The organism is Herbaspirillum autotrophicum (assembly GCF_001189915.1).
GTDB lineage: Bacteria > Pseudomonadota > Gammaproteobacteria > Burkholderiales > Burkholderiaceae_D > Herbaspirillum > Herbaspirillum autotrophicum.
Genome location: NZ_LFLS01000061.1, coordinates 1 through 15,550 on the forward strand (window position 1 = coordinate 1; position 15,550 = coordinate 15,550).

Here is a 15,550-nt window from a genome sequence, read left to right on the forward strand (position 1 = left end):
ATTTGATGCCGCTGCCGTTATTGGTGACATAGGTAGTGCTGGTGTCGCCGGTCACCGCAAACAATTGCGCACCGTTGACGGCATCGCTGCTGGTCGCGCTGAGATCGCCATTGGCGACATTGGTGATCTTGTTGGTGACGGCAACACCATGCGTCGCGCTGTAGGCACCGGCCCCGCCATTGGCGCTGGCATCCCAGGACAAGGCGTTACCCTGGACCGTCGTCAGATTCGTCGCCACTGCCTGCAACTGACTGACATTGACGGCATCGGTGGTAGCGCTGCCGGCGGCCAGATTGGTGATCTTGCGCAGATTGCCGGCAGACCCGAGCGAGACTTCGCCGACCGAATTTTGCAACGCCACCAGACCAAAAGCGGTGTAATTGCTTTGTGCGCCCACACCGGTGACCGCATTGGCACCGAGCGCTACGCTATTGGCAAAACTGGCCGTGGTGTTGCGGCCCAGCGCCAGCGCATCGGCAGCCGATGCCGTCGCCGCATAGCCCAGCGCCGTTGCCCCCACGACTGAGGCATGCGCATCGTTGGCCGCCAGGCCCTGGTCATTGGTACGGGCGTACTTGATGCCGCTGCCATTATTGGTGACGTAGGTAGTACTGGTGTCACCGGTCACCGCAAACAATTGCGCACCATTGACGGCATCGCTGCTGGTCGCGCTGAGATCACCATTGGCCACGTTGGTGATCTTGTTGATGGTGGCAGCGCCATGCGTCGCGCTGTAGGCGCCGCTGCCACCATTGGCCGTGGCATCCCACAGCAAGGCATTGCCCTGCACCGTCGCCAGATTCGATGCTACCGCCTGCAACTGACTGACGTTGACGGCATCGGTGGTGGCGCTGCCGGCGGCCAGATTGGTGAGCTTGCGCAGATTGCCGGACGACCCGAGCGAGACTTCGCCGACCGAATTCTGCAACGCCACCAGACCGAAGGCGGTGTAGTTGCTTTGTGCGCCCACACCGGTGACCGCATTGGCACCGAGCGCTACGCTATTGGCAAAGCTGGCCGTGGTGTTGCGGCCCAGCGCCAGCGCATCGGCGGCCGATGCGGTCGCGGCATAGCCAAGCGCTGTGGATCCGGCCACTGACGCATGCGCATCGTTGGTGGCCAATCCCTGGTCATTGGTGCGGGCGTACTTGATGCCGCTGCCATTGTTGGTGACGTAAGTGGTACTGGTATCGCCGGCCAGCGCAAACAACTGGCCGCCATTGATGGCATCGGTACTGCCGGCGCTGACATCACCCTTCGCCACATTGGTAATGATATTGACAGCGCTGCCGCCATGGGTAGCGCTGAACGCACCGGTACCACCTTTGGCGGCGGTATCCCATTGCAGGGAACCGCCCTGCACCGCGCCGACATTATTGGCAATGACTTTCAATTGGGCGACATTGACGGCGTCGGTATCCAGCACCCCGGCTGCCAGATTGGCAATCTTGCGCTCGCTGCCGGCGGCGCCAATCGATATTTGTCCGGCCGAATTTTGCGGCCCCGTCAAAGCGTAAGCGAGATAACCGGTTTCAGCGCCCAGCGTAGTGACGGCATTGGCCCCCAACGCCACGCTGTTGGCAAAAGCGGCGGTCGTGTTGCGCCCCAGGGCCAGCGCATCGGCAGCCGATGCGCTGGCGGCATAGCCCAGCGCCGTCGCCCCGGCTACCGAGGCATGTGCATCATTGGCCGCCAGGCCCTGATCATTGGTGCGCGCATACTTGATGCCGCTGCCGTTATTGGTGATGTAGGTGGTGCTGGTGTCGCCGGTCACCGCAAACAATTGTGCGCCGTTGACGGCATCGGTGCTGGCGACATTGACATCACCATTTGTCACGTTGGTGATTTTGTTGGTGACGGCAGCGCCATGCGTGGCGCTGTAGGCACCATTGCCACCATTGGCCGCGGCATCCCACAACAAGGCATTGCCCTGCACCGTCGCCAGATTCGAGGCCACCGCCTGCAACTGACTGACATTGACGGCATCGGTGGTAGCGCTGCCGGCGGCCACATTGGTGATCTTGCGTTCGCTGCCGAGTGCGCCGACCGACACCTCGCCTGCCGAATTCTGCAATGCTGCCAAACCATATGCCGCATAGTTGCTTTGCGCCCCCACCGTGGTCAGGGCGTTGGCGCCCAACGCCACACTGTCGGCGAAACTGGCGGTGCTATTGCGTCCCAGTGCCAGCGCATCGGTGGCGGACGCGGTGGCGGCATAGCCGAATGCCGAGGCACCGGCCACCAAAGCATGGGCGTCGTCCGCGCTCAAGCCTTGTTCATTGGTGCGTGCGTACCTGACGCCGCTGCCATTGCTGATGAGGTAGCCGACGCGGGTGTCGCCGGTCACCGCGAACAGTTGCGCGCCATTGATGGCATCGGTGCTGCTGGCGTTGACATCACCCGCGGCGACATTGGTAATCACGTTGCCGGCGACACCGCCATGGCTGGCGCTGAAGGCACCGGCACCGGCCTTGGCGTTGCCGTCCCACAACAAGGAATCGCCGCGCAAGATATCGATATTGGTGTTGACCACCTTCAACTGCGCGACGTTGACGGCGTCGGTATCGAGCACCCCTGCGGCCAGATTGGAAATCTTGCGTTCACTGCCGAGCGCACCAATCGATACTTCACCGACCGAATTTTGCGGCGCGGTCAGCGCGTAGGCGGCGTAACCGGTTTCCGCGCTCAGCGTAGTGATGGCGTTGGCACCCAGCGCCACACTGCCGGCATGGCTGGCAGTGGTGCCATAGCCGAGCGCCAGCGCATTGTCGGCAGTGGCGGCGGCGCGATATCCGACTGCCGTCGAACCGATGCCGGAGGCATATGCATCATCGGCCAGCAAACCTTGTTCATTGGTGCGCACATACCGGACCCCGATCCCATTTGTGTTGGTGTAGCTGGTGCTGACATCGCCTGCGACCTGAAACAATTGCGCGCCGTTGATGGCATCGGTGCTGGTGGCATTGACGTCGCCGGCTGCCAGATTGACGATCTTTTCCACCCCGAACGTTTTGGTAACCGGGTTATAGCCGGCGTCGTAACCGCCACGGCCACCATTCTGCGAAGCATCCCACAGCATCGCGTTATCGACTCTTTCAGAAAATTCATCGTACACCGCCGATAACTGGCTGACGTTGACGGCATCGGTCGGTCTGCTGCCGGCGGCGAGATTGGTGATCTTGCGTTCCAGACCGGCGCTGCCGAGCGAGACTTCACCGGCTGAACTTGTGGTCACAAACGAGCCAAACGCCTGATAGTTGCTTTCCGCGCCCAGCGTCGTCACCGACCCGGCACCCAAGGCCACGCTGTTGCTCTGATTGCTCAAGGCTCCGCGTCCCAGCGCCAGTGAATCGGCAGCAGATGCCGTTGCGGCATAGCCCAGCGCACTCGCGCCGACCGCCGAAGCATGCGCATCCTCGGACGGCAAGCCCTGATCATTGGTACGCGCATAGCGGATACCGCCGCCGTTGTTGGTGATGTAGGCAGTGCTGGTATCGCCGCTCAGCGCGAACAGTTGCGCGCCGTTGATGGCGTCACTGCTGCCGATGGCGACATCACCGCTGGCGACGTTGGTAAGCTGTCCCGGACTGCCGCCATGACTGGCGCTGTATGCGCCGACGCCGCTCTTGGCAGTCTGATCCCACAACAACACGTCGCTTTGCACGGCAGCAATTTTATTGTTGACCACCGTCAGTTGATTGACATTGACCGCATCGGTGCCATTGACGCCGGCCGCCACGTTGGTAATCGTGCGCTCACTGCCGGCAGCGCCCACCGACACTTCACCCACCGAACTTTGTGCCGCACTCAAGGCATACGCGATATAACTGTTCTGCGCACCCACCGTGGTTCTGGCACCGGCACCGATGGCGACACTGCCGGCCAGGCTGGCACTGCTGTCACGCCCCAGCGCCAGCGCATCGGCCGCGGATGCCGTGGCGTTGTAGCCCAGCGCGGAGGCGCCGGCGACCGACGCATGGGCATCATCGGCGGCGAGTCCCTGATCGTTGGTGCGGGCATAGCGGATACCGCCACCGTTATTGGTGACATACACGGTACTGGTATTGCCGGTGACGGCAAACAACTGGCTGCCGTTGATGGCATCGCTGCTGCCGGCATTGACGTCGCCATTGGCCAGATTGGTGATCTTGCCGGCTACCCCGCCACGGTTGGCGTTATAGGCGCCGGCACCGCCGTTGGCGGCCGGATCCCAGGACAGCGCATTTTGCTGCAGTGCCAGCATCGCATTATCGGCAGCGCGCAATTGTGCGACATTGACGGCATCGGTATCGGCGCTGCCGGCAGCCACATTAGTGAGTTTGCGTTCGCCGCCGCTGAAACCGACGGAGACTTCGCCGGCCGAATTTTGCAATGCCGTGACACCGTAAGCCAGATAGTTGCTTTGGGCGCCGACACTGGTCACTGCATTGGCGCCGAGCGCCACGCTGTTGGCATTGACGGCACTGGCATTGGTGCCGAAAGCGATGGCATTGACTTGCATCGCCTGCGCCGTGTCGCCCAACGCCAATGCTCCGGCCTGCGTCGCTGCCGTATTGCGTCCCAGCCCGAGTGCGCCCTGACCGCTGGCCGTACTGCCACTGCCCAGCGCCACCGCCCCCTCGCCACTGGCGCTATTGCCATTGCCCAATGCCAGTGCGCCTTTACCGGTGGCAACATCGGCCGTACCAAGGCTGACCGCACCATCGCCGTCGGCGGTCGTGCCGGCCCCCAGCGCCACCGACTTGCCGCCCTTGGCCTGTGCATTCTGACCCAGCGCCACCGCACCATCGGTCAGCGCCTGCGCCAGATTACCGGCCGCCAGACTGGCGGCACCGTTGGCCACCGACTGCGCGCCGATGGCGACACTTTCAGCGCCATTGGCCTGACCGTCAGCCGCCGCCGAATTGGTGTGAAAGTATTTGGTGACGCCGACACTCAGATTGGTAATCTGCGTACTCAGGCTGGATGTCAGCGCCTTGAATTGCGCCACATTGACCGCATCGCCATCGAGCCGGCCAGCGGCCAGGCCGCTGATGGTGCGATTGCCGATGTTCAGTTCGCCGGCTGAATTCTGGACCGCCGACAACCCGTAGCCGGTGTAATTCACCTGAGCGCCGATGGTGGTGGCCGCGCCGGCACCCAGGGCGATGCTGCCGGCATGGGTCGCGGTGGCACCGGAACCGATGGCAATTGCATCGGCCGCAGCGGCATTGCTCACCTTGGCCCCGGCGCCCAAAGCGATGGCACCGGCAGCGAGAGTTTTGGCGTTGACACCTTGTGCGATTGACTGATTACCGCTGGCATTGGCAGCGCTGCCCAGCGCCATGGCATCCGCGGCGTAAGTCGTCGCCGCCTGACCGAGAGCAATGCCACCCGGCGCAGTACCCTGCACCAGTGCACCGTTACCGATACCGATACCGCTGTTGCCGGCGACATTAGTGGCCGGCCCGACCGCAATCGAATCAGTACCGGAAGCCAGCGCATCAGCAGCGCCCGAAAAGGCGTGGAAATATTGAATCGTGGTCGCACTCAGCGTACTCAAGGCACCGCGCAATTGGCGCAAGGTCACCACGTCCTGATCTTGCGTGCCATCGGCAACGTTGGTGATTTGTCTGTACACCGTGGACGAACCGACCGACACCGCGCCCAGCAATGACTTATCGGCTGTGTTGTAGGGCACCGCCTGCGATCCGGTAGCGATATTGCCGGTGCCTTGCACCAGCGCGCGGTCGGCCACCGAGCCGGCCCCCAACGCCACGCCCTTGTCCACCGATACCTGCGCCGAATCACCGAGCGCCACACCGCCGGCATTCGCCGCTTGCGCATGATAACCAAGTGCCATCGCGCCCTGACCGCTGGCCGTATTGGTATTACCCAACGCCAGCGCGCCGGCGCCGGTAGCGTTATTGTCCATGCCCAACGCCAGCGCGCCATCGCCGATGGCATTGTTCGGATCGCCAATGGCAACCGCACCATTGCCGGTAGCCGTATTGCCGACCCCGATCGATACCGCCTTGCCGCCATTGGCGATGGCATTTTTACCAATCGCGACAGCGCCGTCGGTTTGTGCCTTGGCAGTGTCGCCGATGGCCAGCGCCGATGCTCCGGTAGCACTGGCCGCCACGCCGGCGGCAAACGCATTGCCGCCGCTGGCCAGCGCGCTGGCACCGAGCGCCGTGTTATTGGTCGCGCCAGCCACCCCGGAGGCACCGGCGACGGCGTTGTAACCGAGTGCAATATCGCCGAAATTATAAGCAGTGGCGGTATCGCCGGCCGCCAGCGAATGATCGCCAGCCGCCTGCGCGCTGTTGCCCACTGCGGTGGCTGCCAGCCCTTGTGCCTTGGACAAGACGCCGAGGGCCAATGTGTTGACGCCGGATGCTGCCGCCTGATTACCCAGCGCCACCGCTGCCGCGCCGCTGGCAATGGCCGCGCCGCCACCGGCAAACGCATTGCCGCCACTGGCGCGGGCACTGGCGCCGATGGCAGTATCGTTGCTGAAGGCACCGGCCGCGATGCCGGCAATAGCGCCGTAACCCAGTGCGACATCGCCGGCGTTGTAACTGATGGCGCCCGCACTGGCGGCAAACGAATTGAGACCCGCTGCCAGCGCACCATGCCCGAGCGCCATGGCAGATACCGCGGAAGCCTGCGCCGCAGCACCGAGCGCAGCGGCATTATCGGCGCTGGCTTTGGCGGCACTGCCGAGGGCCACCGCCGCCGCCCCGGATGCCACGGCATTGGCCCCTTCAGCCAAGGATTGCTGGCCGCTGGCCAGCGCCTTGTACCCTTGTGCCACGGCATAACTGCCGCTGGCACCAGCCTGATCGCCCAGCGCCACCGCCGATGCGCCCGATGCCAGTGCCGCGTTGCCGACTGCCAATGCATTGCCGCCGGTGGCATTGGCGCCATATCCTACTGCGGTATTGGCGGACAGCGCAGCGTTGCCGGCAGCGCCCGCTACGGCACCACTACCCAATGCCACATCCCCGAGGTTGTAAGCGTTACTGCTGCTACCGGCAGCCAGAGCCTGACTGCCGGCGGCGCTCGCGGCCCAGCCCAGCGCCGCAGCACCGGTGCCGGACGCCAGGCTGGTATTGCCGATGGCGACGCTGCTGGCATTGATTGCATTGGCGCCATCACCCAGTGCCACCGATGACAACCCCGATGCCAACGCCCCGGAGCCGCCGGCAAACGAACGGTTGCCGCTGGCGCGGGCACTGGCGCCGGCGGCAAAGGAACTGCCGCCGGTGGCCTGAGCGGCAACCCCGATGGCAATGTCGGGACCCGGTCCCGAACTGCCGCCGGCGAGCGTACCGGCAACGGCATTTTGTCCCAGCGCCATGTCGCCGGCGTTGTAGCTGATGGCGGCATCGCCGACTGCCACCGATGAGATTCCCAGGGCGGTCGCCCCGGCGGCGGCGGCAAAGGCTTTGCCACCGGTAGCCTGGGCGCCGCTGCCGAGCGCCGTGTTGTTCACCGCGCCCGGCGTGCCGCTGACGCCGGCTTTGGCGTTATAGCCGACAGCAGTGTCGCCGCTGTTGAAAGCGTTGGCACTACTGCCACTGGCCAGCGCATTGGCCCCGGCCGCTTTGGCATCCGCACCGAAAGCGACCGCACTGGCGGCACTGGCCTGCGCATTATTGCCAATCGCCACCGCCGCCGCGGCCGATGCTTTGGCGGCCGCACCGAGTGCCACGCTGAGGGCGCCGGAGGATGCCGCCTGATCACCGATGGCCAGCGCCGATGCTCCCGCCGCGCTGGCACCGAAGCCGCCGGCAAATGCTTTGCCGCCGATGGCGCTGGTACCGACTCCGAGCGCCACGTTGTTGGCGAATGTGCCTGCCCCGGCGACCCCGGAGACGGCGTTATACCCGATGGCAATATCGCCGTCGTTATAAGAAATGGCGCCGTTGGCGGCAGCCATTGAATTGCTGCCCTGAGCGCGGCTGCCACTGCCAACCGCCGTTGCTGCCGTGCCTGCGGCAGCGGCGCTGACACCAAGCGCAGTGGCATTGTTGGCGCTGGCCATAGCGCTGTCGCCAATTGCTGTCGCCGACACCCCGGCGGCTTGGGCATTGACCCCTGCGGCCAGCGCATTCTGGCCGCCCGCAGTAGCTTGCAAACCCTGCGCAATCGCATTCAAACCAGTCGCCTGGGCACGATCACCCAAGGCCACGGAAGACGCACCGCTGGCAGTAGCGGCATTGCCGGCCGCCAGTGTTCTGCCGCCGGTAGCGCTGGCGCCGGCACCTACTGCCGTGTTGCTGATCAGTGTGCTGTTGCTGCTAAAGCCGGCGACCGCACCGTTGCCGAGCGCGACATCCCCGGCATTGAAGGTTTTGGCGGTATTGCCGGCGGCCAGCGAATTACCACCGCCGGCACTGGTGCCAAGGCCAAACGCCGCCGCACCGGTACCGGTAGCGGTACTGGTGCTGCCAATCGCGATGGTATTCACGCCGCTGGCCTTGGCGGCATCACCGATAGCCACCGCCGAGACTCCCGAAGCAAGAGCCCCGGTACTACCGGCAAACGAGCGGCTGGCCGTGGCCTGGGCACCGGCACCGAGTGCGGCAGAATTACCGCCCATGGCACGCGCGGCGGCGCCAATCGCGACATTATTGAGTACCCCGGCATTACCGGAGACGCCGGCCACCGCGCTGTTGCCGATCGCCACGTCGAATTGCCCGTAACTGCTGGCGCCGCCGGCAGAACTGGTGCCGCCGGTGGCCCCCCCGAGCGCCACCGCACCGGCACCGCTGGCGGTCGCGCCCTGCCCCATGGAAATGGCGCCGGCAGCACTGGCAACGGACTGCCGGCCAAGTGCAATCGCGGTCGTGCCGGAAGCATTGCTCAACGGCCCCATGGCAATCGCCGCATCGCCCGCTGCCGTGGTGCGGCTGCCGGGGTTGGCGCCAATCGCGATGGCATTGGTGGCACTGGCAGTAGCACCGGCACCGAGTGCCGTGCTGTTGGCGGCACCAGCGTTGGCGTTGCTGCCCAGCGCGGTGCTGTTGGTGCCGGAAGCACTGGAACTGACACCAACGGCGACACTGCTGCCGCCATTGGCAGAGGCACTGGCACCAATGGCAACGTTATAAACAACACTGCCGGAACCGGATACGCCGGCAACAGAATTCGCCCCCAGCGCCACATCGCCGACGTTGTAAGCAACTGCTTTGTCACCGCCGGCAAAACTATATGCCGCTCTGGCATTGGCGCCAGCGCCGACTGCCACTGAACTGCCGGCGATTGCCAGTGCGCTTTCTCCCAGCGCTATCGAAGCCCCGGCAGACGCTACCGCGTTTGTCCCCAGCGCAATCGCAGAGATCGCCGAAGCCGCCGCATTGGTGCCGAGCGCTATCGTATTTTGCACCGTGGCGCGCGAGTTCGATCCAATCGCCGTACCAGCTTGTCCACTGGCAACGCTGGTCCAGCCTAACGCGATCGACTCGAAACCAGATGCCGCAGCGCCGTTGCCGATCGCCAGGGCATTTTGCGCATTGGCAGTGGTATTCAAACCCAATGCAATCGCATTGATTCCGGAAGCCATCGCATTGACGCCCATCGCCAGCGTATTTTGCAAGGTGGCGCTGGAATTAAACCCCAATGCCACAGCATTGATGCCGGAAGCCGTCGCATTTGAGCTCATTGCTATCGTATTTTGTGCCGTGGCACGCGCATTCGATCCAATCGCCGTACCAGATGACCCGGTCGCAATACTTTTCCAGCCCAAGGCGATTGATGCATCGCCGGAAGCAGCAGCAAGTACCCCTAGCGCAGTCGCATTTTGGTTGGTCGCCTGGGCTCCCGATCCGACGGCGGTGGTTGACTGCCCGGTCGCTTTTGTCCCTGCGCCAACGGCAACGTTATTGCCACCGGACACACTCGGCGGTCCCGCGCCATAAGCGGCATTGCCCTCAGTCACCGCAACGAAATCAATTGATGCTGCTGTGCCGCTGACTGCGTGCGACAGCAGCAGGCCACCAAAAAAAAAGCTGCTGATTATTCCGGCCGGCGGTTTTCGTAACGTCAGCAGCGGTGCCGGCACGCCGGGACGGACCCGCCATCGTATTTGATCAATGCCCGTTGTCGGTACCGGATTTTTTCCACGCAACACGCCCCCAACGCCAACTGTCTTATGCATTTCAGCCCCCCGTATGCGGCGCCGGTCAATCGCCGGGCCTTTATACTTCGCTGTTTTACATCCCCCGTCGCAGGTCGGCAATTGCACAATCTGTGTCAGCAATTTGCAGAACGCGTTCGACTTTGTTCTAGTTATTTATGACCAATTTGAATATTAACTATTTTTTTCATCGTTGTAATGTTGTCAAAAAAATGCAGAAATGCCGTAACCCCTTTCTGGTTGTAGCTTTCATCAAAAAACATACACAATCAAGGTAAGCCCGGAACACAGGGAGGATTACCCCTCATTTCCAGCCTTAAGCATTTCGCGCTCCTGCCGGCGCCATGTCTTGAGCCGTTTTCAACGCAAAAAAAAGCGGCCCTGTGAAAGGCCGCTGAGATAACAAAGCGCTGTGTTGGAATGCTGCACATCAGGATCTGAGCGCGGCTCCCGTCATCGCACCGCGAGCGATTTTTTGCCTGGCCCGGGCTTGCCGTTTGCGCATCCAGATCAACACACCGGTCACGCTCAGCATGGCGACAATGGCGCCCATGACGGAAATCAGGATCCGTCCCGGCAAACCGATGATGCGTCCGGAGTGCAACGGAAACTGTGCCTGCAGGAAGATATCGCCGGCGCTGCCGGTACCGGGAACTACGGCCCCGGCCGGGCTGCCGTCGACGCCATCGAAGTACAGCCAGGGATTGCCCAGACCACCGTCGCCATGATCCTGACCGGGAGAAAAAAAGCCGACGCCGTAAATACCGTAAGCCGACGAATAGAAAACGCCGCCGGCCGGTGCGTTCCAGCCGCGCCGCCGGGCTTCGGCACTGGCCAGTTGTACCGCCTGTTCCCGGCTCAGACGCGGATTGATCGGGGTATTCAACGGTTGCGCCACGCGGGTGTCGAATGCAGTTGCCGTCAGGGTTGAAAATCGTTCCACAATCGGTCGCATCACTTGCCGGTTCAGATTCATCGAAATCGAGGTTACCGCCAGCAACAGCAGCAAGCCCCAGATCCAGACACCGCCCGACCGGTGCAGGTCGAAATTGAGCTTGTGGCCGCCGTCGCGCCAGCGAAACGCAAATGATTTGCGCCAGCTGCGCCAGTTGGGGAAGGATAACCACAAGGCGACGAAACAATCGAGCGCCCACACAATGCCGATGATCCCCATGAACCACATGCCGGTTTCGAAGCTGCCGATATCCGGGATGTGCATGGTGTAATGCAGCTTGTAGAGAAACGGCAGCAGATTTTCGCGGCTCAGCGATACTGCGCCCCACATGCGCTTGCCCTGGATTTCAGCAGTCACCGGATCGACCGCGATCTGGTTGAAATCCAGCGGATACGGTTTGCCGCTGGCGGCATCGATGCGCGGCTCGACCATCACGGCAATGGTATGACCCGGTTCTTCCTGCGTCAGCACATAGGTCACGCGCAGGCGCGGATCGCCGGCTTCGATGCGGTTGGCCAGCGTCAGGCCCGATTGCGGCGTGGCAGCGGGGTCATCCACGCTATGGGCATGAAACAGCGTCGGATTCAGCCAGGCATCCAGTTCGTGATCCCACGAAATGACAGCGCCGGTCGCGCCGGCAATAAACAGGAATACCGCCACACCCAGGCCAAACCAGCGGTGCAATAAAACGAACAAGGGGCGCATGTTTTTTTTCTGTAACGCGCTGACCGGTTTTGCCTTTCGCCGTCAGCAGCAGGATTAAAAATGAATTTTGGCGTGCTTCATCTGTTCAGCGGTGTCCCGGTGCATCGACGAGTACCAGATACGGTGTCAGGGTCCGGATGCGCAACGCCGGGAAACCATCTTGCAATAATTGCAAGGCGCGTTCGGTATCGTCCAGCGGCAGCACTGCCGACACCTTGAGCTCTGCCAGCTGCGCACGATCATAGTGAATGGCGCCGCGACGGTAACGGCTCAGCGCATCCAGCACTTCGCTCATGGGCCGCTCCTGCACCACCAGTTGATGCGAAGCCCAGGCCATGCTCAGGCTGGCAGCATCCACCGCTTCCATATCACCGACACGATCGGCACTGATGCGTACCGATTCACCGGCACTCACCACCATCTCATCCTTGCTGGACGCCGCCCGTTGCATGGCAGTCTGTACCGCCACGCGCGACTCCAGCATGCTCAGCACGGTGACCTTATCTTCGCGGCTGACAATAAAGCGGGTCCCCAGCGCGCGGATACTGCCGTGGCTGGTTTCCACCACAAACGGCCGCGCCGCATCGTGCGCCACTTCCACCAACACCTCGCCCTGCACCAGTTCCAGGGTGCGGCGGCGCGGGTCAAAACGCAGGTTGACTGCGCTGAAGCCATTGAGCGTGATGCGGCTGCCGTCGTCCAGCACCTTGGTTTGCCATTTGCCGGCAGCGGTGTGCACATCGGCCATCAGATAGCGCGGCGACCAGACTTGCAAACTCAGCATCAGTGGCAGACACAGCAACACAGCCAGCAACAGCAACATGCCGGCCGACTTCAGGCGCTTGCCCGGATGCCGCGCACGCTGGCCCGCAGAGAACGAGGCATTGAGTGCCGCTACCGCTGCCGGCGCCCTGTTGTTGATGCCATGATTACCGCCCTCGCTGCGGCGCGCGGTCTGCACCCGCCCGAGAAAATGTTCCATCGATGCTGCCACGCTGGCATGTTGCGGATCCAGTTGTTTCCATGCCATGAAGCCTTCCATGGCCTGCACACGCTCGGCCGGGTCGTCGCTGGTCAGCGCCACGATCCAGCGCGCCGCCTGTTCGGCAATGGTGTCTTGCGCTGCGTCAGACAACGCGGCGCGCTCAGATGAGGACATCTCGGCCACGGCAACTCAGCAGGGTCTGGATCAGATATTTTTGCACGGTCTTGGTCGACACCCCCAACTCAGCCGCAATTGCTGCATGGGTCTGACCGTCGAGGTAATGCAGCAAAAATGCCTGGCGCGCGTTGACCGCCACGCCTTGCAGCGCTGCACTGATTTGTTCAAGCGCTTCAATTGCCTGCAGCAGTTCATCCGGTGCCGGATACCCGCCCATCAGTTCGGCCGTGATCGCCAGTTGCGCCAGATAATGTTGTTCGATGACTTGCCGCCGGGCGCGATCAACCAGCAATCGTTTGGCGGTAGTGGTCAGATAGGCGCGCGGCTCCTGCATGCCGATCAGGGCATCACGCGATGTGATGATGCGCAGGAAGGTGTCTTGGGCAATGTCGGCGGCGTTATGTGCGCATCCCATTTTTTTGCGCAGCCAGCCGAATAACCATCCGTGATGGTTGCTGTAGAGCGACTCTACATCATGCTGCAAGGAATTATCGGCCACCGCCATGAACTGCCGCTTTCATGCGGGTGCAATACCCGCTCTCGAAAATAGTTGAAATGAGTCCTGAATAAGAACTATTCTCATTGTATGCGAGCAGCAGTCATTCATGCAATCCCGGAATTGCAGAAGATAGCATGTGACAGTAAAGACAAGCGCCGTTTCATAGCGAGGGACAATGCCGCGCAGCACCGGTTACCGTTGTAAAAAAGCCGGTCGGCGCGGAAGCCGGTTTCTTTTTGACAACGCCCCGGGTCTCAGTCGAATCCGATCCGGACCCCGACCAGCACCAGATTGTTGAGCAAGCCGCCGCGCCCGAACTGGGCATCATAATTGGCGAACCAACTCACCTTGCGATTGATGGCGGTGGAAATGCCGATACCGCTCCAGCCGCTGTTGCGTGCCAGGCCGATGCCCTGCACGGTAAAACTGCTGCCCGGTACGGCGGCAAAGGTTGCCTGAAAATTCAAGGCGCCATCGGTCAGCGCATGTTGCCAGGCGGCGTAGGCCTGTACGGTGCTGTGACCGGCAAACCAGTTGAAGTCGGACTCGGCGCGCACACCGAACTGTCCTGCCAGTTGCCGGTAATTCTGACTGTCGGCGACAAGACCGAAGCTGCCGCCGCTTTCGGCAAACGCGCCGCGTCGCAGGTGGTCATAGCTGATGCCGGCGAACGGTGTCACCAAGGCATTGCCGGACAACTTCATGGCATAGCCGGCCTCGGCGTACGCCGACAGCATGCGGTCGTTATGCGTGCCTTGCAGGTTTTCGATTTCGGCACCGGCCAGCGCTACCCGGTTGACGGTGCTCGACACGCTTGCCGCACCGACCCGGCCGGCAAGGTAGGCGCCGCTGTTGCCGGCATTGCTGTCATCGTTGCTGCCGGTGCCCGGCACCGGCCCGGAGGCCGGGATCGCATAACGACCATACAAGGAAACGCCGATATCGCGTCCCTTGGCGACACCGCCGAAGCGGTCAAAGCTGGCTTTGCTGTCGGCATACGAGACCGCCGCGCCGACAATCGCCTGTTGGCCCAGTTTGGTATCGACACCGAACTGACCGCCCCACATGGCAGTATCGGCGGTCGCGTAACCGCTTTGCGCCAGTTTGCCGGAAGCGCCGAAAGTGCTGCCCCACAAGCCGCTGCTGATTTGCTTGTCCTGATTGCCCAACAAGGCCATGCGATCCGACAAGGCGCGATTGACGCCCTGTGATTGCTGGAACGTCAACGCTTGCGAAGAGGCGTGAATCTGTCCCGACAGACTATCCAGGGCGTCGCCCAATGCCGCGATGGTCGCCACCTGTTGCAGCGCGGCGGCACTGGTCAGCAAGGCGCTGCCGGCAGGATTGCTGACGGCGGCAGCATCGGCCGCCACCATTGCCTGTTCGACATTGGCAGCACTGTTGGTGCGAGTGGCGTCGGCAGGAAATGCCTGTGCCGCCACGGCGGTGGTCGCCAGCCGGCTGATGGTCAGGTCAACTTCGGTCGGCGCATAGGTAACCCGGGCCGACAGCAAGGGCGGAAAGGCGGTGCCGACGGTCTGGAAACCGACATCGCCAAAAGTATTGACGACGCTGCCGGCGGTCAGCACTTTCTTGGGCATATTGCTGGCCTGGGCGGTGACATAGGTGACGGCGTTGCCGCTGCCGGTCGGCACTGTCGCCACCAGATGCGAATTGCCAAGCGTGGCAGTACCGCCCACCACCAGCGTCGAGTTGATATCGTCGGCCAATATCGCTGCCGATGAGGCCGTGTAATTGCCGGCAATCGTCAAGCCGTTGCCGGTATTGCTGAGACGACCGTTATTGGTGACGTTGCCGCCGATCTGACCGCCCGCGCCGGACAGATTGCCGGCGGCCGCGATTTGCACTCCCGAACTGACCGCGCCGGTAATGTTGAGCGTGCCGTTGGTAACCTGACTGAGTCCGCTGTAAGTATCGGTACCCGACAAGGTCAGCGTGCCGGTGCCGCTCTTGATCAGGCCGGCATCGCCGCCGATGTTGTTGCTGAAGACAGATGTCATGCCATCAAAACCGACATTCACATTCGGCCCCAGCGCCAGACTTTGCGCAAACAGGGCCGGGCCGTTGACGGCCTTGCCGGCA

The 15,550-nt window shown here is 62.6% G+C and carries 5 protein-coding genes and 1 pseudogene; all 6 read right to left on the reverse strand.

Annotated features, from left to right (window positions below; translation table 11 throughout):
* A partial coding sequence (locus tag AKL27_RS28020; protein WP_269749281.1) for a beta strand repeat-containing protein occupies positions 1-9,652 on the reverse strand: 9,652 nt, incomplete at its 3' end.
* Positions 9,653-9,733: 81 nt separating this feature from the next.
* Positions 9,734-10,147 (reverse strand): annotated as a pseudogene (locus AKL27_RS28830) (hypothetical protein); the annotation flags it as partial.
* A 409-nt stretch (positions 10,148-10,556) separates the two neighbouring features.
* Positions 10,557-11,786 carry a PepSY-associated TM helix domain-containing protein gene (locus AKL27_RS26285; protein ID WP_050465868.1) on the reverse strand — a complete coding sequence of 410 codons (1,230 nt, stop codon included), beginning with the start codon at positions 11,784-11,786 and terminating at the stop codon, positions 10,557-10,559.
* Positions 11,787-11,871: 85 nt separating this feature from the next.
* Positions 11,872-12,945 (reverse strand): FecR family protein, encoded by a 1,074-nt coding sequence (locus AKL27_RS26290; RefSeq protein WP_050465870.1) that lies wholly within the window; start codon positions 12,943-12,945, stop codon positions 11,872-11,874.
* Positions 12,932-13,453 carry a sigma-70 family RNA polymerase sigma factor gene (locus AKL27_RS26295; RefSeq protein ID WP_050465869.1) on the reverse strand — a complete coding sequence of 174 codons (522 nt, stop codon included), beginning with the start codon at positions 13,451-13,453 and terminating at the stop codon, positions 12,932-12,934. The genes AKL27_RS26290 and AKL27_RS26295 overlap by 14 nt, the downstream gene beginning before the upstream one ends.
* A 248-nt stretch (positions 13,454-13,701) precedes the next feature.
* Positions 13,702-15,550 (reverse strand): autotransporter domain-containing protein (locus tag AKL27_RS26300; protein WP_157057123.1); only part of this gene is annotated, 1,849 nt, incomplete at its 5' end.